At 63.1% G+C, this 17,505-nt stretch carries 16 protein-coding genes; 7 read left to right on the forward strand and 9 right to left on the reverse strand.

Annotated elements, in window-relative coordinates; translation table 11 throughout:
- Positions 1–40 precede the first annotated feature (40 nt).
- The 7 genes from ispC to rpsB form a co-directional block, all read right to left on the reverse strand.
- Positions 41–1,231: a 1-deoxy-D-xylulose-5-phosphate reductoisomerase gene (gene ispC / locus ACFY9W_RS11905; RefSeq protein WP_391130132.1), complete on the reverse strand. Its 1,191-nt coding sequence runs from the start codon at positions 1,229–1,231 to the stop codon at positions 41–43.
- Positions 1,228–2,043: a phosphatidate cytidylyltransferase gene (locus ACFY9W_RS11910; RefSeq protein ID WP_391130135.1), complete on the reverse strand. Its 816-nt coding sequence runs from the start codon at positions 2,041–2,043 to the stop codon at positions 1,228–1,230. The genes ispC and ACFY9W_RS11910 overlap by 4 nt, the downstream gene beginning before the upstream one ends.
- On the reverse strand, positions 2,043–2,798 hold the full coding sequence (gene uppS, locus ACFY9W_RS11915) for a polyprenyl diphosphate synthase (protein WP_016712933.1): 756 nt from the start codon (positions 2,796–2,798) through the stop codon (positions 2,043–2,045). Before uppS ends, ACFY9W_RS11910 begins: the two co-directional genes overlap by 1 nt.
- 15 nt (positions 2,799–2,813) lie before the next feature.
- The gene (gene frr / locus ACFY9W_RS11920; protein ID WP_391130138.1) at positions 2,814–3,371 is read right to left on the reverse strand and encodes a ribosome recycling factor; all 558 of its coding nucleotides are present in this window, start codon (positions 3,369–3,371) and stop codon (positions 2,814–2,816) included.
- Positions 3,368–4,111 (reverse strand): UMP kinase, encoded by a 744-nt coding sequence (gene pyrH, locus ACFY9W_RS11925; protein WP_027920035.1) that lies wholly within the window; start codon positions 4,109–4,111, stop codon positions 3,368–3,370. Before pyrH ends, frr begins: the two co-directional genes overlap by 4 nt.
- Before the next feature lie 179 nt (positions 4,112–4,290).
- The gene (gene tsf / locus ACFY9W_RS11930) at positions 4,291–5,154 is read right to left on the reverse strand and encodes a translation elongation factor Ts (RefSeq protein ID WP_264362027.1); all 864 of its coding nucleotides are present in this window, start codon (positions 5,152–5,154) and stop codon (positions 4,291–4,293) included.
- 186 nt (positions 5,155–5,340) lie between these two features.
- The gene (gene rpsB / locus ACFY9W_RS11935; protein WP_003252287.1) at positions 5,341–6,078 is read right to left on the reverse strand and encodes a 30S ribosomal protein S2; all 738 of its coding nucleotides are present in this window, start codon (positions 6,076–6,078) and stop codon (positions 5,341–5,343) included.
- Between the two features lie 347 nt (positions 6,079–6,425).
- On the opposite strand from rpsB, the gene map reads away from it, so the two are divergent.
- The 3 genes from map to dapC are packed head-to-tail and all read left to right on the forward strand — an operon-like array spanning position 6,426 to position 11,179.
- Positions 6,426–7,208 carry a type I methionyl aminopeptidase gene (gene map, locus ACFY9W_RS11940; RefSeq protein ID WP_391130144.1) on the forward strand — a complete coding sequence of 261 codons (783 nt, stop codon included), beginning with the start codon at positions 6,426–6,428 and terminating at the stop codon, positions 7,206–7,208.
- A gap of 41 nt (positions 7,209–7,249) precedes the next feature.
- A complete protein-coding gene (locus ACFY9W_RS11945; protein WP_391130147.1) occupies positions 7,250–9,952 on the forward strand; it encodes a [protein-PII] uridylyltransferase in 2,703 nt (900 codons plus the stop codon).
- Between the two features lie 30 nt (positions 9,953–9,982).
- A complete protein-coding gene (gene dapC, locus ACFY9W_RS11950; protein ID WP_391130150.1) occupies positions 9,983–11,179 on the forward strand; it encodes a succinyldiaminopimelate transaminase in 1,197 nt (398 codons plus the stop codon).
- A 105-nt stretch (positions 11,180–11,284) separates the two neighbouring features.
- On the opposite strand, the gene ACFY9W_RS11955 is transcribed toward dapC, so the two are convergent.
- Positions 11,285–12,931 carry a Na+/H+ antiporter gene (locus ACFY9W_RS11955; RefSeq protein ID WP_391130153.1) on the reverse strand — a complete coding sequence of 549 codons (1,647 nt, stop codon included), beginning with the start codon at positions 12,929–12,931 and terminating at the stop codon, positions 11,285–11,287.
- Positions 12,932–13,338: 407 nt separating this feature from the next.
- Between ACFY9W_RS11955 and ACFY9W_RS11960 the strand changes: the two genes are divergently transcribed.
- From ACFY9W_RS11960 to ACFY9W_RS11975, 4 genes are all read left to right on the forward strand, one after another.
- Entirely contained in the window at positions 13,339–13,686 is a 348-nt protein-coding gene (locus tag ACFY9W_RS11960) for an ArsC family reductase (RefSeq protein WP_003252272.1), read from the forward strand.
- Positions 13,687–13,717: 31 nt separating this feature from the next.
- Positions 13,718–14,752 (forward strand): 2,3,4,5-tetrahydropyridine-2,6-dicarboxylate N-succinyltransferase, encoded by a 1,035-nt coding sequence (gene dapD, locus ACFY9W_RS11965; protein WP_391130156.1) that lies wholly within the window; start codon positions 13,718–13,720, stop codon positions 14,750–14,752.
- A gap of 120 nt (positions 14,753–14,872) precedes the next feature.
- Complete coding sequence (locus tag ACFY9W_RS11970) at positions 14,873–16,078, forward strand: aminotransferase class V-fold PLP-dependent enzyme (protein ID WP_391130159.1); 1,206 nt, start codon at positions 14,873–14,875, stop codon at positions 16,076–16,078.
- Positions 16,075–16,482, forward strand: coding sequence for a SufE family protein (locus ACFY9W_RS11975; RefSeq protein ID WP_391130162.1), 408 nt, complete (start codon positions 16,075–16,077; stop codon positions 16,480–16,482). Before ACFY9W_RS11970 ends, ACFY9W_RS11975 begins: the two co-directional genes overlap by 4 nt.
- A gap of 111 nt (positions 16,483–16,593) precedes the next feature.
- Here ACFY9W_RS11975 and tcdA read toward each other — a convergent pair whose 3' ends face one another.
- Positions 16,594–17,403 (reverse strand): tRNA cyclic N6-threonylcarbamoyladenosine(37) synthase TcdA, encoded by an 810-nt coding sequence (tcdA, locus tag ACFY9W_RS11980; RefSeq protein WP_391130165.1) that lies wholly within the window; start codon positions 17,401–17,403, stop codon positions 16,594–16,596.
- Positions 17,404–17,505 lie beyond the last annotated feature (102 nt).

The raw sequence follows: 17,505 nt of genomic DNA on the forward strand, positions 1-17,505 counted from the left end.
CATCATGCCCGGCCCCCTCACGAAACATGGTGGGCCTGCATCAACGACCGTGACGCCTCAGCCACTCACGGGAAAGCTCCCGGGCCCGCTGGTCGGCGGCGAACACTGCATCCAGCGACGGCAGCGGCACGACGGGCTCCTGGTCGAGCACCTGTTCGATCATACCCGCGATCTCCGGGAAGCGGATACGCCGCTCAAGAAATGCCTCGACTGCCACTTCGTTGGCCGCGTTAAGCACGGCGGGCGCACTGTTACCGGCCTCGGCAGCCTGCCGCGCCAGGCGCAGGCAAGGGAACCGCTGTTCGTCGGGCGCCTGGAAATCCAGGCGGGCGATGGCAAACAGGTCCAGCGGCGCCACCCCGGAATCGATCCGCTCAGGCCAGGCCAGCGCGTTGGCAATAGGCGTGCGCATGTCCGGGTTACCCAACTGCGCGAGCACCGAACCATCCACATAGTCGACCAGGGAGTGGATCACGCTCTGCGGATGCACCACCACCTCGACCTTGGCCGGCACGGCATCGAACAACCAGCAGGCCTCGATCAGCTCAAGCCCCTTGTTCATCATGCTGGCCGAATCCACCGAGATCTTGCGCCCCATGGACCAGTTAGGGTGTGCACAGGCTTGCTCTGGGGTCACATCCAGCAACGCCTCGACCGGCGTCTCGCGGAACGGGCCACCCGAAGCAGTCAGCAGGATTCGACGCACACCCACAGCGCTCAAGCCACGCGCGTAGTCACCCGGCATGCACTGGAATATCGCGTTGTGCTCGCTGTCGATTGGCAACAGCACAGCACCACTGCGCCGCACCGCATCCATGAATAGCGCGCCGGACATCACCAGCGCTTCCTTGTTGGCCAGCAACACCTTCTTGCCCGCCTCGACAGCCGCCAAGGTAGGGCGCAGGCCCGCAGCACCGACAATGGCAGCCATCACGGTGTCTACTTCCGCTGCCGAGGCCACCTGGCAAAGCCCGGCCTCGCCCTCCAGCACTTCGGTAGCGCAACCGCCCGCAGCCAGGCCTTCGCGCAGCCGCACAGCGGCCTCGGCGCTCGGCACCACGGCGAACGCCGGGCGATGACGCACGCACAGGGCCAGCAACTCATCGATACGCGAATAGCCGCTGAGCGCAAACACCTGGTACCGATCGGGATGGCGCGCAATCACATCCAGCGTGCTCAGGCCGATGGAACCGGTGGCCCCGAGCACGGTAATACGTTGCGGGCGACTCACATCACACCCCATTCGGCAGCCCACAGCAACACCGCGAAGATCGGGATCGCCGCAGTAAGGCTGTCGATACGGTCAAGCACACCGCCATGGCCAGGCAGCAGGTTGCTGCTGTCCTTGATACCGGAACGGCGCTTGAACATGCTCTCGGTCAGGTCACCGACCACCGAGGACATCACCAGCAACGCGGCGCCCAGCAGGCCCAGCAAGAGCTGGCCAAAACCCCAGTCGCGGCTGATGCCGACACCCAGGGTAATCAACAGGCTGACGGCCAGGCCGCCATAAACGCCTTCCCAGCTTTTGCCAGGGCTGACCCGTGGTGCGAGCTTGCGCTTGCCAAACGCCCGGCCAGAGAAGTACGCGCCGATGTCGGCAGCCCAGACCAGCACCATGACCGAGAGGATCAGCCAGTTGCCCAGTGGCCAGTGCTTGAGCAGCACCAACCCCTGCCAGGCCGGCAACAATACCAGCAGGCCAATCAGCAACCGGCAGGCTGCACTGGCCCACAGCTCGCTGCTGCGCGGATAAGTAAGCACCAGCCAAGTGGCCAGGCCCCACCAGATCACCGCAGCGCCCAAGACCCAGGGTGCCAGCTCCGGAAGGATGTACAGCAACATCAGCGCCCCGGCGACCACCAAGGCATAGGCGATGCGCAGCGGCTGAGCCATCAACCCGGCCAGACGCGCCCACTCCCAGGCACCAAGGGTGACCACGAAGCCGATGAACAGGGCGAAATCCCCACCGTTGAGCAGGAAGAAGCCGCCCAGCGCGATCGGCAGCAGGATCAGCGCAGTAATGATGCGTTGTTTAAGCATTAAGCACGAGCTCCAGCCTCGACCTGCTCGCTGGTCTTACCGAAGCGGCGCTGGCGCGAAGCGAAATCGGCCAGGGCATTGCGCATGGCCTCGTGTTTGAAGTCCGGCCAGTACAGGTCGGAGAAATACAGCTCGGCGTAGGCCAGCTGCCACAACAGGAAATTGCTGATGCGGTGCTCACCACCGGTGCGAATGCACAGGTCCGGCAGCGGTAACTCGCCGGTTGCCAGGCAGGTCTGCAGCAGACCCGGGGTGATGTCTTCCGGGCGAAGGTGCCCGGCCTGCACTTCCCGCGCCAGCCGCTGTGCGGCCTGAGCGATGTCCCACTGGCCGCCATAATTGGCTGCGATCTGCAGGATGAAGCGGTTGTTGCCGGCGGTCAGCGCCTCGGCCTCGCGCATGGCAGCCTGCAATTCAGGATGGAACCGCGAACGATCACCGATGATGCGCAGGCTGATGTTGTTCTCGTTGAGGCGCTTGGCCTCGCGGCGCAGGGCCGAGAAGAACAGCTCCATCAGCGCACCCACCTCTTCGGCGGGGCGCTGCCAGTTTTCACTGGAGAACGCAAACAGGGTCAGCACCTCGACCCCGGACTTGGCACAGACTTCGATCACCGCGCGAACGGCGTCGACACCCGCCTTGTGCCCGGCAACGCCGGGCAGCAGGCGCTTTTTCGCCCAGCGGTTGTTGCCATCCATGATGATCGCGACATGACGCGGCACCGAGGACGGTGCCGCCAACTTGGACTTTTCCATTAAAAAACCCCGGCCTTAGACGGCCATCAGGTCCTTTTCCTTGGCTTTGTACGCAGCATCGACTTCGGCAATGAACTTGTCGGTCAGCTTCTGGATCTCGTCCGCGGCACGACGTTCTTCGTCTTCGCTGATTTCCTTGTCCTTGGTCAGCTTCTTCAGGTCACCCAGGGCATCACGGCGCACGTTGCGCACGGCTACCTTGGCGTCCTCGGCCACACCACTGGCCTGCTTGGTGTAACCCTTGCGGGTTTCCTCGGTCAGTGCCGGCATCGGGACACGGATAGTGGTACCAGCGCTGGACGGGTTCAGGCCCAGGTCGGAGGTGAGGATGGCCTTTTCGATGGCAGCGCTGAGGTTCTTGTCGTGAGCGACGATCTTCAGGGTGCGGGCGTCTTCGACGGTGATCGCGGCGACCTGGTTCAGCGGCATTTCGCTGCCCCAGGCAGTGACCTTGACGGTATCCAGGATGCTTGGGTGAGCGCGACCGGTGCGGATTGCCGCCAGGTTGCGAGCCAAGGCCTCGAGGGACTTGCCCATGCGGTCCTGGGCGTCTTTCTTGATATCGTTGATCATTTTTGAACTTCCTCGATCAGGGTTCCTTCCGCGCCGCCGTGCACGATGTTCAGCAGGGCGCCGGGTTTGTTCATGTTGAAGACGCGCAGCGGCATCTTGTGGTCGCGGCACAGACAGATTGCCGTCAGGTCCATCACACCCAGCTTGCGATCCAGCACTTCATCGTAGGTCAGATGATCGAACTTCTCGGCATGCGGGTCCTTGAATGGATCTGCAGTGTATACACCATCGACCTTGGTTGCCTTCAATACCACGTCGGCATCGATTTCGATGGCGCGCAGGCAGGCAGCGGAGTCGGTGGTAAAGAACGGGTTGCCGGTACCGGCAGCGAAAATCACGACTTCCTTGGCGTTCAGGTGGCGCATGGCCTTGCGGCGATCATAGTGATCGGTCACACCAACCATGGAAATAGCCGACATGACAATGGCGGTGATGTTTGCCCGCTCCAGCGCGTCGCGCATGGCCAGGCCGTTCATTACGGTCGCCAGCATGCCCATGTGGTCACCGGTGACGCGGTCCATGCCGGCTGCACTGAGCGCCGCACCACGGAACAGGTTGCCACCGCCGATCACCAGACCGACCTGAACACCGATGCCAACCAGCTGGCCGACTTCCAGCGCCATGCGATCCAGGACTTTCGGGTCGATCCCGAACTCTTCCGAGCCCATCAGGGCCTCGCCGCTAAGTTTGAGTAGAATGCGTTTATAGCGAGCCTGATGACCACTGCCCTGCTGAGCCATTGCGAATCTCTCCTGCGGCGTTTGTAAAAAATTCTGGCAGGCTGCTTGAGCCCGCGTGTAACTCTAACGTGACGCAGCAACTGCGTCAGCGAGTAGCGGTCTCGTAAACCGCTCCCGCTTTGACAAAGAGGCTGCGCGCGTGAGCGGGCAGCCTCTTTGGGGCGACAGACGACGCTGTCTTACTGCTTGGCAGCAGCCAGCTGGGCAGCAACTTCTTCAGCGAAGTTGTCGACCGGCTTCTCGATGCCTTCGCCTACTTTGAAGTAGGTGAACGAAACGATTTCAGCACCGGCCTTCTTGGCCAGCTCGCCGACTTTGACTTCCGGGTTCATGACGAAGGCTTGCTCTTTCAGCGAGGCTTCGGCCTTGAACTTGGTGATACGGCCGTTGATCATGTTCTCAACGATGTTTTCCGGCTTGCCGGCGATCTTGTCGGCGTTCAGCTGCAGGAAGACATTCTTCTCGCGCTCGATGGCCTCGGCGGAGATTTCCGACGAATCCAGGAACTCTGGGTTCGACGCTGCAACGTGCATGGCGATGTTCTTGGCCAGCTCGACGTCGCCGCCTTTCAGAACAACAACGGCACCGATCTTGTTGCCGTGCAGGTAAGCACCTACAACGTCACCCTCAACGCGCACCAGGCGGCGGATGTTGACGTTTTCGCCGCACTTGGCGACCAGGGCTTCACGGGCTGCTTCGCGCGAAGCGATCAGCGGTGCAGCGTCGGTCAGCTTCTGGGCGAAGGCTTCTTCCAGGCTTTCGGCTACGAAGTTCTTGAAGTCGTCTTGCAGGGCCAGGAAGTCGGTTTGCGAGTTGACTTCCAGCAGAACGGCGGCTTTGCCGTCGGTCTTGACGGCGATAGCGCCTTCAGCAGCGACGTTGCCAGCCTTTTTGGCGGCCTTGATGGCGCCCGAGGCACGCATGTCGTCAATGGCTTTTTCGATGTCGCCGCCGGCCTTTTCCAGGGCCTTCTTGCAATCCATCATGCCTTCGCCAGTACGCTCGCGCAGTTCTTTTACCAGCGCTGCAGTAATTGCTGCCATTTCAAAATCCTCTTGGAAAGTTTTTCAACCATTCCACCCGCTCGTCACGGGCGTTAAATTCTGCAAATCCGCTGTTTTCATTTCAGCGGGCCCATGATGCGGGGCCGATGCTGACAGCAGGATTTCAAGGTGGCAAAAAGGGGGCAGAGCCCCCTTTTTGCGTGCCAAGTAGACGCTAGCGCCTAATTACTCAGCAGCAGGTGCAGCCGCTTCTTCAGCGTAGACTTCGGTGCCACCGGCAACGTTGTTGCGGCCGCGGATGACTGCGTCAGCCATCGAAGTCATGTACAGCTCGATAGCGCGGATGGCGTCATCGTTACCCGGGATGATGTAGTCAACACCTTCAGGGCTGCTGTTGGTATCGACAACGCCGATTACCGGGATGCCCAGCTTGTTGGCTTCGGTGATCGCGATGCGCTCGTGATCAACGTCGATAACGAACAGAGCGTCTGGCAGACCGCCCATATCCTTGATGCCGCCCAGGCTGCGATCCAGTTTTTCCAGGTCGCGGGAGCGCATCAGGGCTTCTTTCTTGGTCAGCTTGGCGAAAGTGCCGTCTTCGGCCTGGGTTTCCAGGTCGCGCAGACGCTTGATCGAAGCGCGGATGGTCTTGTAGTTGGTCAGCATGCCGCCCAACCAACGGTGGTCAACGTACGGCGAACCGCAACGAGCTGCTTGCTCGGCGACGATCTTGCCGGCGGAACGCTTGGTGCCGACGAACAGGATCTTGTTCTTGCCCTGGGCCAGGCGCTCTACGAACGACAGAGCGTCGTTGAACATTGGCAGGGTTTTTTCCAGGTTGACAATGTGGATCTTGTTACGCGCGCCGAAAATGTACTTGCCCATTTTCGGGTTCCAGTAACGGGTCTGGTGGCCGAAGTGCACACCGGCCTTCAGCATATCGCGCATATTGACTTGGGACATGATAGTTCCTTGATAAGTCGGGTTGGGCCTCCACGTATCCCAATGACCAACCCGCGAATTTCGCAACTCGGGGCACCCAGGTCATCGTGTCGACACGTGTGTGGGTTTATGTGCTGACGGGGTCGACCCCGAAAGCGGCGCATTTTATACCACAGACCGCGAGCGAACGGAACCCGAATACTGTTGCGTCCGTCAGCGGCTTTTGCAGCACCCGCGCTTTCGCGCCAGAATGCCAATCATAGACAGCAGCCTGGCCGCCTTTATCCCGACCGATCGGCGCCCTGCTCTGCTAGAATCCGGCCTTTCCCGTTTGTTCGCGCCGTAAACGACGCCGTAGAGAGCCTGTAATGACCGTCACCATCAAGACTGCAGAAGACATCGAGAAGATGCGCATCGCCGGCCGCCTGGCCGCTGAAGTGCTGGAAATGATCGAAGAACACGTCAAGCCCGGTATCACCACCGAAGAACTCGACCGCCTGTGCCATGACTATATCGTCAACGTCCAGCAGGCCATCCCGGCACCGCTCAACTACAAGGGCTACCCGAAGTCGATCTGCACCTCGATCAACCATGTGGTCTGCCACGGCATCCCCAACGACAAGCCGCTCAAGGACGGTGACACGCTGAACATCGACGTCACCGTGATCAAGGACGGCTACCACGGCGACACCAGCCGCATGTTCCATGTAGGCACCGTACCGGTGTGGGCCGAGCGCCTGTCCAAGGTGACCCAGGAGTGCATGTACAAGGCCATCGAGCTGGTCAAGCCAGGTTGCCGCCTGGGCGACATTGGCGAGGTGATCCAGAAGCACGCGGAAAAGAACGGGTTCTCGGTGGTACGCGAGTTCTGTGGCCACGGCATCGGCAAGGTGTTCCACGAAGAGCCGCAGATCCTGCACTACGGCCGCGCCGGCACCGGCATGGAGCTGAAAGAAGGCATGACCTTCACCATCGAGCCAATGATCAACCAGGGCAAGGCAGACACCAAGGTGCTGGGCGACGGCTGGACCGCCATCACCAAGGACCGCAAGCTCTCGGCCCAGTGGGAACACACCCTGGTGGTGACCGCGACCGGCTACGAGATCTTCACCCTGCGCAAGGACGACACCATCCCGCGCGTCTCGGCCTGACCGCACTCCGATAGGCCACCCCACGACAGGAACGTGACGCGATGCCCCAGGTGGACCCCGAGCTGTTCGACCGCGGCCAGTTCCAGGCGGAACTGGCCCTGAAGGCGAGCCCTATCGCCGCCTTCAAGAAAGCCATCCGCCAGGCTGGCGAGGTACTCGACAAGCGCTTTCGCAGCGGCGGGGAAATCCGCCCGCTGATCGAAGCCCGCGCCTGGCTGGTCGACAATATCCTGCAGCAAGCCTGGAACCAGTTCGACTGGGGTGACCAGAACGGCATCGCCCTGGTCGCGGTGGGCGGCTACGGGCGCGGCGAGCTGCACCCGCATTCGGACATCGACCTGTTGATTTTGCTGGGCGCCGCCGAGCACGAACAGTACCGCGATGCCATCGAGCGCTTTCTCACCCTGCTGTGGGACATCGGCCTGGAAGTGGGCCAGAGCGTGCGCACCGTCGACGAGTGCGCCGAACAGGCCCGCGCCGACCTGACGGTAATCACCAACCTGATGGAAAGCCGCACCATTGCCGGCCCCGAGGCCCTGCGCCAGCGCATGCTGGAGGCAACCAGCACCGCACATGTGTGGCCGAGCAAGGACTTCTTTCTGGCCAAGCGCGCCGAACTCAAGGCCCGTCACCACAAGTACAACGACACCGAATACAACCTCGAACCCAACGTCAAGGGCTCGCCAGGTGGCCTGCGCGACATTCAGACAGTGCTGTGGGTAGCCCGCCGCCAGTACGGCACCTTGAACCTGCACGCGCTGGCCGGCGAAGGCTTCCTGCTGGAAAGCGAGAATGAACTGCTGGCCTCGTCCCAGGACTTCCTGTGGAGGGTGCGCTATGCCCTGCACATGCTGGCCGGGCGTGCCGAGGACCGCTTGCTGTTCGACCACCAGCGCAGCATCGCCGCACTGCTGGGCTACAGCGACGAGAACCCGAAGCGGGCAATCGAGCAGTTCATGCAGCAGTACTACCGGGTGGTGATGAGCATCAGCCAGCTGTGCGACCTGATCATCCAGCACTTCGAGGAGGTCATCCTCGCCGACGATGACAGCGGCACTACCCAACCGCTGAATGCGCGCTTCCGCCTGCATGATGGCTATATAGAGGCCACCCACGCGAATGTGTTCAAGCGCACACCATTTGCCATGCTGGAAATTTTCGTGCTGATGGCCCAGCACCCGGAAATCAAGGGCGTGCGGGCCGATACCGTGCGCCTGCTGCGCGAGCACCGGCACCTGATCGACGACACCTTCCGTACCGATATCCGCAACACCAGCCTGTTCATCGAGCTGTTCAAGTGCGAAATCGGCATCCACCGCAACCTGCGGCGGATGAACCGCTACGGCATCCTTGGCCGCTACCTGCCGGAGTTCGGCCTGATTGTCGGGCAGATGCAGCACGACCTGTTCCACATCTATACGGTCGATGCGCACACCCTCAACCTCATCAAGCACCTGCGCAAGCTGCAGTACACGCCGGTGTCCGAGAAATTCCCGCTGGCCAGCAAGCTCATGGGCCGCTTGCCCAAACCCGAGCTGATCTACCTGGCTGGCCTGTACCACGACATCGGCAAGGGCCGCCAAGGTGACCACTCCGACCTGGGCGCGGTAGATGCAAAGAAGTTCTGCGAACGCCACCAGTTGCCCGCCTGGGACAGCCGGCTGATCGTGTGGCTGGTGCAGAACCACCTGGTCATGTCGACCACCGCCCAGCGCAAGGACCTGTCCGACCCGCAGGTGATCAACGACTTTGCCTTGCACGTGGGCGACGAGACACGCCTGGACTACCTCTACGTACTGACGGTGGCCGACATCAACGCCACCAACCCCAGCTTGTGGAACTCGTGGCGGGCCAGCCTGCTGCGCCAGCTCTACACCGAGACCAAGCGCGCCCTGCGCCGCGGCCTGGAAAACCCGCTGGACCGCGAAGAGCAGATTCGCCAGACCCAGTCGTCAGCGCTGGACATCCTTGTGCGCGAGGGCACCGACCCGGACGACGTGGAGCAGTTATGGTCGCAGCTGGGCGATGACTACTTCCTCAAGCACACCGCCGCCGACGTGGCCTGGCACACCGATGCGATCCTGCAACAACCGGCCGATGGCGGGCCACTGGTACTGATCAAGGAAACCACCCAGCGCGAGTTCGAGGGCGGTACGCAGATATTCATCTACGCCCCCGACCAGCACGACTTCTTCGCCGTGACCGTGGCCGCCATGTCACAGCTGAACCTGAACATTCACGACGCGCGCATCATCACCTCGAGCAGCCAGTTCACACTCGACACCTATATTGTGCTGGACAACGACGGCGGCTCGATCGGCGACAACCCGCAGCGGGTGAAACAGATACGCGACGGCCTGACCGAGGCACTGCGCAACCCCGAGGACTACCCGACCATCATCCAGCGCCGGGTACCACGCCAGCTCAAGCACTTCGACTTCCCGCCGCAGGTCACCATCCTCAACGATGCCCAGCGGCCGGTGACCATCCTCGAGATCACCGCACCCGACCGCCCCGGCCTGCTGGCCCGGCTGGGGCGGATCTTCCTGGAGTTCGACCTGTCGCTGCAGAACGCCAAGATCGCCACCCTCGGCGAGCGGGTGGAAGACGTGTTCTTCATTACCGATGCCGACAACCAGCCGCTGTCCGACCCGCAATTGTGCAGCCGCCTGCAGGAAGCCATCGTGCAGCAGCTGCAGGCCGGCCAGGGAAGCGACGCTGGCCCGACCCGCGTGACCTTTTAACGATTAGACGATTGACGAGACCTAGCGCCGATGAACCATGCCTTGACCCAGCTTCAGCCTTACCCGTTCGAAAAGCTCCGCGCCCTGCTTGGCAGCGTGAAGCCTGCGGCGGACAAACGCGCCATCGCCCTGTCGATCGGCGAGCCGAAGCATGAATCGCCGGCATTCGTCGCCCAGGCCATGGCCGACAACCTCGACAAGCTGGCGGTATACCCCAGCACCATCGGCCTGCCAGCCCTGCGCCAGGCCATCGGCCAGTGGTGCGAGCGGCGCTTCGGCGTGCCGGCCGGCTGGCTGGACGCCGACCGTCACATCCTGCCAGTCAACGGTACCCGCGAAGCGCTGTTCGCCTTCACCCAGGCCGTGGTCAATCGCGCCGATGACGGCCTGGTAGTCAGCCCCAACCCGTTCTACCAGATCTACGAGGGGGCTGCGCTGCTGGCCGGCGCTACCCCGCACTACTTGCCATGCCTGGAAACCAACGGTTTCAACCCCGACTTCGACGCCGTGCCGGCCGACGTGTGGAAGCGCTGCCAGATCCTGTTCCTGTGCTCGCCGGGCAACCCCACCGGTGCGCTGGTGCCGATGGAAACCCTGAAGAAACTGATCGCCCTGGCTGACGAGTACGATTTCGTGATCGCCGCCGACGAGTGCTACAGCGAGCTGTACTTCGACGAGGATGCACCACCACCTGGCCTGCTGACCGCCTGCGCCGAGCTGGGCCGCAGCGACTTCAAGCGCTGCGTGGTGTTCCACAGCCTGTCCAAGCGCTCGAACCTGCCGGGCCTGCGCTCGGGCTTCGTGGCGGGCGACGCCCAGATCATCAAGCCGTTCCTGCTGTACCGCACCTACCACGGCTGCGCCATGCCGGTGCAAACCCAGCTGGCCAGCATTGCTGCCTGGCAGGACGAGGCGCATGTGCGCGAAAACCGCGACCAGTACCGCGCCAAGTACGATGCCGTGCTGGACATCCTGCAACCGGTGCTGGACGTGCAACGCCCGGACGGCAGTTTCTACCTGTGGGCCAAGGTGCCGGGTGACGATGCCGCGTTCACCCGTGACCTGTTCGAGGCACAGCATGTGACGGTGGTGCCGGGGTCGTACCTGTCACGTGAGGTCGATGGCGTGAACCCGGGCGCCGGACGCGTGCGCATGGCGCTGGTGGCACCGCTGGCCGAATGCATCGAGGCGGCAGAGCGGATTCGCGCTTTTATGCAAACCCGCTGACAGCCCCATTCGCGGGCATGCCCGCTCCCACAGATGCTGCATTGATTTCAAATGCAGCGCATGACCTGTGGGAGCGGGCGTGCCCGCGAATGGCCTTGATAGGCTCTACTTGACCTGCCCCAGGTTCGCCTCGCTCATATCCAGCTCCCCCAGCACCTGGCGCACCACTTCATCACCCACCTCATGCTGGCGATGCAGGTTGTACAGCTCCAGCCGCTGCGCCCTTAGCGCTCGCAGGCGCAAGCGCCGCTCCAGCAAGTCCATCTGTTCGGCCAGGGCCTTGGCCTCGGCACTGTCGTTATAGCTGTCCAGCTCATCCCGGTATTCAGCCATCAGCCGTGCCTTCAGCTCGGTCGCCAGGGTCGCCTGCGCAGCATCCTGCGGGGCATTGCTGTCAACGACCTCCTCCGCCTCCAGGGCATGGATCGCCGCCTCGGCGGTGCGCCGCCACGCCTCCTGCACTTCCTGGTGCAAGCGCTCGTCCGGGCTCTTGGTCACGCCGCGCAGCAATATCGGCAGCGCGATGCAGGCACTGATCAACGACAGCAGGATCACCCCGGCGGCAATGAAGATCAGCAAGTCGCGCTCAGGGAAGGCCTTGCCCGCACCCATCAGCAACGGCACCGACATCACACCCGCCAGGGTCACCGCACCGCGCACACCGCCCAAAGTCAGCAACCAGCAGGAGCGCGCCGTAGGCATCAGCACCAGCGCCGGTTTGCCGCGCCAGCGGCGCACCACGCCGATCGAGCGCCAGATGCTCTGTACCCAGACGAACCGCAACAGGATCAAAGCGGCAAAGATCGCCACCACGTCCAGGCAGCGGTAGGCCAGGGTCGGCCAAACGGTGGTTTCGTGGCTGACTACCGCCTTGATGATGTCCGGCAACTGCAGGCCCAGCAGCAGGAAAATCAGGCCATTGAAGGCGAATTCCAGCAAAGACCAGACGCTGCGATTCAGCAGGCGGGTACTGGTCTGGCGTGGTAGCAGGTCGAGCCAGCTTTGCATCATGCCGGCCGCCACTGCCGAAAGAATGCCCGATACGCCCAGGCGTTCGGCCAGCACGTAGGCGGCGAACGGCAGCAACAACATGAACACCACGTGGGTGGCCGGGTCGTCCCAGCCACGGGCGATCATCCAGGTGCGCAGGCGACCGACCAGCCAGCTGAGGGCCACACCCACCGCCAGGCCACCAAGCGCCACCAGAACGAAACTGAAGCTTGCATCGGTCAGCGAGAACACCCCGGTGATCGCCGCTGCCAGGGCAAACTTGAACGTTACCAGGCCCGATGCGTCGTTCATCAGCGCCTCCCCCTGCAACATGTGCATCAGCGGGGTGGGCAGGCGGTCCTGGGCGATGGCAGAAACCGCCACGGCGTCGGTTGGCGACAGCACCGCCGCCAGGGCGAAGGCCACCGGCAGCGGGATGCTCGGCAGCAGCCAGTGAATGAAGTAGCCGGCCCCGACCACGGTAAACAGCACCAACCCGACCGCCAGCGCCACCACGGGTCCGCGAATGCGCCACAACTCACGCTTGGGGATGCGCCAGCCGTCGGCAAACAGCAATGGCGGCAAAAACAGGAACAGGAACAACTCGGGGTCCAGGGCCACATGCAGGCCCAGTGTCGGCAAGGCCAGCAAGGCACCGGCAGCGATCTGCACCAGCGGCAGGGGCAGCGGAATCACGCGGCCGACCAGCTTCGACAGGCTGACCAGCGTCAGCAGGATGAGGACGGTGTAGGCGGACTGCATCCGGGAAAGCTTCCTTTGTGAACCAGAAACGATAGCAGGGCGAAACATCGCCATTGAAACAATATGTTAGCGGGGATGGGCAAACCAGGGCCGCTGCACGATAGTCGCAGGTGGCGGGGGAATGTGTAACATGATGATGCTTACGCCTTGTGCGCAGTGCAGGTTTAGCCACGGATTGGCTTGGAGGTGCATGCCTTGGGTGCTGTGGGGCTGCTGATATCGAGCGCCGCGCGGGCGGCGCTCGATCTCGTGGGCGCTAAAACTTTCAAGGCAGGCACCTCTCACAAGCACCAAAAACCTCAAGACATGCCCCCCCCGTGGCGCTCACCCTTTCGTTCCCGCATAATCCCGCGACTGACATTCGGAAAACGGAGAGATTGGGGCAACCTGCACCCCCAATGCACACAATGACCTACACGCTCTACGGCATTAAAGCCTGCGACACCATGAAAAAGGCGCGTACCTGGCTTGAAGACAAGGCCATCGCCTACGAATTCCACGACTACAAGACCCAAGGCATCGACCGTGACAGCCTGAACCGCTGGTGCGACGAGCACGGCTGGGAAGTCATCCTCAACCGTGCCGGCACTACCTTCCGCAAGCTGGACGACGCCAGCAAGGCCGACCTCGACCAGGCCAAGGCCGTCGAGCTGATGCTGGCCCAGCCGTCGATGATCAAACGCCCGGTGCTGGACCTTGGCGCGCGCACCCTGGTCGGCTTCAAGCCCGACCTGTACGCCGCTGCCCTGGCCTGAGCCCCTACCCTATTTCGCACGAGGTAATCACATGTCCAATACCCTGTTCAGCCTGGCCTTCGGTGTCGGCTCCCAGAACCGCCAGGGCAACTGGCTGGAAGTGTTCTACGCACAACCCCTGCTCAACCCAAGCGCCGAACTGATCGCCGCCGTCGCCCCTGTGCTCGGTTATGAAGGTGGCAACCAGGCTATCGCTTTCAGCAATGGCCAGGCCGCGCAACTGGCCGAAGCCCTGAAAGGCGTTGACGCTGCCCAGGCCGCCCTGTTGACCCGCCTGGCCGAGAGCCACAAGCCGCTGGTCGCCACCCTGCTGGCCGAAGACGCTGCCCTGACCTCGACTCCAGAGGCCTACCTCAAGCTGCACCTGCTGTCGCACCGCCTGGTCAAGCCGCACGGTGTGAGCCTGGCCGGCATCTTCCCGCTGCTGCCGAACGTGGCCTGGACCAACCAGGGCGCGGTCGACCTGGCCGAACTGGCCGAGCTGCAACTGGAAGCGCGCCTGAAAGGCGAACTGCTGGAAGTGTTCTCGGTGGACAAGTTCCCGAAAATGACCGACTACGTGGTGCCGGCCGGCGTGCGTATCGCCGACACCGCCCGTGTGCGCCTGGGCGCCTACATCGGCGAAGGCACCACCATCATGCACGAAGGCTTCGTCAACTTTAACGCTGGCACCGAAGGCCCAGGCATGATCGAAGGCCGCGTGTCCGCTGGCGTGTTCGTCGGCAAGGGCTCGGACCTGGGCGGCGGCTGCTCGACCATGGGCACCCTGTCCGGTGGCGGCAACATCGTCATCAAGGTAGGCGAAGGCTGCCTGATCGGCGCCAACGCCGGTATCGGCATTCCGCTGGGCGACCGCAACACCGTTGAAGCCGGCCTGTACATCACTGCCGGCACCAAGGTGAACCTGCTGGACGAGAACAACGAGCTGGTCAAAGTGGTCAAGGCCCGCGACCTGGCCGGCCAAACCGACCTGCTGTTCCGTCGCAACTCGCTGAACGGCGCCGTGGAGTGCAAGACCCACAAGTCGGCCATCGAGCTGAACGAGGCGCTGCACGCCCACAACTGAGAATCGTCAAGCGTCTGTAGGAGCGAGCTTGCTCGCGATCAGCGCACGCTCAGCGGTTGAAATGTTAAGATCGGGTCTGGCACCACGCCAGACCCGATTTTCATTCCAGGCCCCGCGATCATGTTCCAGCCCTCCCCCTGGCGTGCCGACTTCCCCGCCATCGCCGCCCTGCAACGGCAGCACCAGACCTATCTGGACAGCGCCGCCACCACCCAAAAGCCGCAAGCGTTGCTTGACGCCCTGAGCCACTACTACGGCCATGGCGCAGCCAACGTGCACCGTGCCCAGCACCTGCCCGGCGCACTGGCGACCCAGGCTTTCGAGGCCAGCCGCGACAAAGTTGCCGCCTGGCTGAATGCTGCAGACTCACGGCAGGTCGTGTTCACCCACGGCGCCACGTCGGCGCTGAACCTTCTGGCCTATGGCCTGGAACACCGCTTCGAAGCCGGTGACGAAATTGCCGTCAGCGCGCTGGAGCACCATGCCAACCTGCTGCCCTGGCAACAGCTGGCGCGCCGGCGCAACCTGCGCCTGGTGGTTCTACCGCTGGATGCCCATGGCCGTATCGACCTGAACCAGGCACTGCAACTGATCGGCCCCCGCACCCGGGTGCTGGCGGTCAGCCAGCTTTCCAACGTGCTAGGCACCTGGCAACCACTGCCAGCCCTGCTGGCCCATGCCCGCGCCCAAGGCGCGCTGACGGTGGTCGACGGTGCCCAGGGTGTGGTGCATGGTCGCCACGACGTGCAGCAACTGGATTGCGACTTCTATGTGTTCTCCAGCCACAAGCTATATGGCCCGGACGGGGTTGGCGTGCTGTATGGCCGCGCCCAGGCGCTGGAACTGCTGCGCCATTGGCAGTTCGGTGGCGAGATGGTGCAACTGGCCGAGTACCAGAGCGCCAGCTTCCGCCCGGCACCGTTGGGGTTCGAGGCGGGTACGCCGCCAATCGCCGGGGTGATCGGCCTGGGCGCAACCCTGGATTACCTGGCCAGCCTCGATGCCCAGGCAGTTGAAGCTCACGAAACCAGCCTGCACCAGCACCTGCTGCGTGGGCTGGCCGATCGCGAGGGCGTGCGGGTACTCGGTACGCCACAGGCAGCCCTGGCCAGCTTTGTCATCGAAGGCGTGCACAACGCCGATATCGCCCACTTGCTCACCGAGCAAGGCATCGCCGTGCGTGCCGGGCACCATTGCGCCATGCCGTTGCTACAGGGGTTGGGCCTGGAGGGCGCAATCCGGGTGTCGCTGGGCTTGTACAACGACAGCGATGACGTGCAGCGCTTCTTTGCAGCGCTGGATCAAGGCCTGGAGTTGCTGCGATGAGCCTGCCGGAACAGGCGCTTCAGGCGCTGGAGGCTTTTCAACAGGGCAAAGGCTGGGAACAGCGTGCGCGGCTGTTGATGCAGTGGGGCGAGCGACTGGAGCCCCTGGATGACGCCGAAAAGACCGAGCCCAACCGGGTACATGGCTGCGAAAGCCTGGTATGGCTGGTGGCTGAGCAGGTTGATGGGCTATGGCAGTTCAAGGCCAGTAGCGATGCACGCTTGTTGCGCGGATTGCTGGCGTTGTTGCTGGTGCGGGTGCAGGGGCTGGCCAGTGAAGAACTGGCTGGGCTCGACCTGCGGGAGTGGTTCACCCAACTGGGGCTGGAGCGGCAGCTGTCGCCGTCGCGCAGCAATGGGCTGCATGCGGTGTTGCAGCGAATGGCGGAGTTGGCGTCCTGTTGAATCGGCTCTGGCTTCTTCGCGGGCTCGCCCGCTCCCACAGGTACAGCGCTAACCCGGACACTGCGCGGTCCCTGTGGGAGCGGGCGAGCCCGCGAAGAACCCCACGCGGTTTTATTCGGGTTTGACACGCTCGGACGGCCGCCGCGCACCGGCTACCAGCTTCTCGATCGCCTTGCTTGCCGCCACCATGCCAAAGGTCGCGGTCACCATCATCACCGCGCCAAAGCCGCCCGAGCAATCCAGCCTTACACCCTCACCCACAAAGCTCTTTTGCAGGCAAACACTGCCATCCCCCTTGGGGTACCGCAGCTGCTCGCTGGAAAACACGCACGGCACGCCATAGTTGCGGCTCACATTGCGCGAGAAGTTGTAGTCACGGCGCAAGGTGGAGCGCACCCGCGAGGCCAGCGGGTCGTTGAAGGTCTTGTTCAGGTCGGCGATCTGGATCTGTGTCGGGTCGATCTGCCCGCCGGCACCACCGGTGGTGACGATGGCGATCTTGCGTCGCCGGCACCAGGCGATCAGCGCTGCCTTGGCCATGACGCTGTCGATGCAGTCGATCACACAGTCGAGGTTTTCGGTAATGTACTCGGCCATGGTCTCGCGGGTGACGAAGTCGGCCACCGCATGCACCGTGCACGCCGGGTTGATCGCCCGCAGCCGCTCGGCCATGACCTCGACCTTGGGCCGCCCCACCTGCCCTTCCAGGGCATGGGCCTGGCGGTTGGTGTTGCTGACGCAGACATCGTCCAGGTCAAACAGGGTGATCTCGCCCACGCCGCTGCGGGCCAGCGCTTCGGCCACCCAAGAGCCTACCCCGCCAATGCCGACCACGCCCACGTGGGCCTGGCCCAGGCGCTGCAGCCCCTGGTCGCCATACAGCCGGGCTACGCCGGCGAAGCGTGGATCTTCTGTGCTCATGTTCATACCCCAAAAAACCGGCGCGCATTATATGCCAGCGGGCCCATGGCCTGCATCGTTAGGAAAGACACTACCAACCCTGCTTTAATGTCCTATCACCTC

The organism is Pseudomonas sp. NPDC008258 (assembly GCF_042956345.1).
In the GTDB taxonomy this organism is placed as follows: Bacteria; Pseudomonadota; Gammaproteobacteria; order Pseudomonadales; family Pseudomonadaceae; genus Aquipseudomonas.

Coding starts and splice junctions, on each gene's coding strand:
- dapD (WP_391130156.1), top strand. CDS start 13,718: ATGTCCAATACCCTGTTCAGCCTGGCCTTCGGTGTCGGCTCCCAGAAC.
- ACFY9W_RS11970 (WP_391130159.1), top strand. CDS start 14,873: ATGTTCCAGCCCTCCCCCTGGCGTGCCGACTTCCCCGCCATCGCCGCC.
- dapC (WP_391130150.1), top strand. CDS start 9,983: ATGAACCATGCCTTGACCCAGCTTCAGCCTTACCCGTTCGAAAAGCTC.
- frr (WP_391130138.1), bottom strand. CDS start 3,371: ATGATCAACGATATCAAGAAAGACGCCCAGGACCGCATGGGCAAGTCC.
- ACFY9W_RS11975 (WP_391130162.1), top strand. CDS start 16,075: ATGAGCCTGCCGGAACAGGCGCTTCAGGCGCTGGAGGCTTTTCAACAG.
- rpsB (WP_003252287.1), bottom strand. CDS start 6,078: ATGTCCCAAGTCAATATGCGCGATATGCTGAAGGCCGGTGTGCACTTC.
- tsf (WP_264362027.1), bottom strand. CDS start 5,154: ATGGCAGCAATTACTGCAGCGCTGGTAAAAGAACTGCGCGAGCGTACT.
- ACFY9W_RS11955 (WP_391130153.1), bottom strand. CDS start 12,931: ATGCAGTCCGCCTACACCGTCCTCATCCTGCTGACGCTGGTCAGCCTG.
- map (WP_391130144.1), top strand. CDS start 6,426: ATGACCGTCACCATCAAGACTGCAGAAGACATCGAGAAGATGCGCATC.
- ACFY9W_RS11910 (WP_391130135.1), bottom strand. CDS start 2,043: ATGCTTAAACAACGCATCATTACTGCGCTGATCCTGCTGCCGATCGCG.
- tcdA (WP_391130165.1), bottom strand. CDS start 17,403: ATGAGCACAGAAGATCCACGCTTCGCCGGCGTAGCCCGGCTGTATGGC.
- ACFY9W_RS11945 (WP_391130147.1), top strand. CDS start 7,250: ATGCCCCAGGTGGACCCCGAGCTGTTCGACCGCGGCCAGTTCCAGGCG.
- pyrH (WP_027920035.1), bottom strand. CDS start 4,111: ATGGCTCAGCAGGGCAGTGGTCATCAGGCTCGCTATAAACGCATTCTA.
- ACFY9W_RS11960 (WP_003252272.1), top strand. CDS start 13,339: ATGACCTACACGCTCTACGGCATTAAAGCCTGCGACACCATGAAAAAG.
- uppS (WP_016712933.1), bottom strand. CDS start 2,798: ATGGAAAAGTCCAAGTTGGCGGCACCGTCCTCGGTGCCGCGTCATGTC.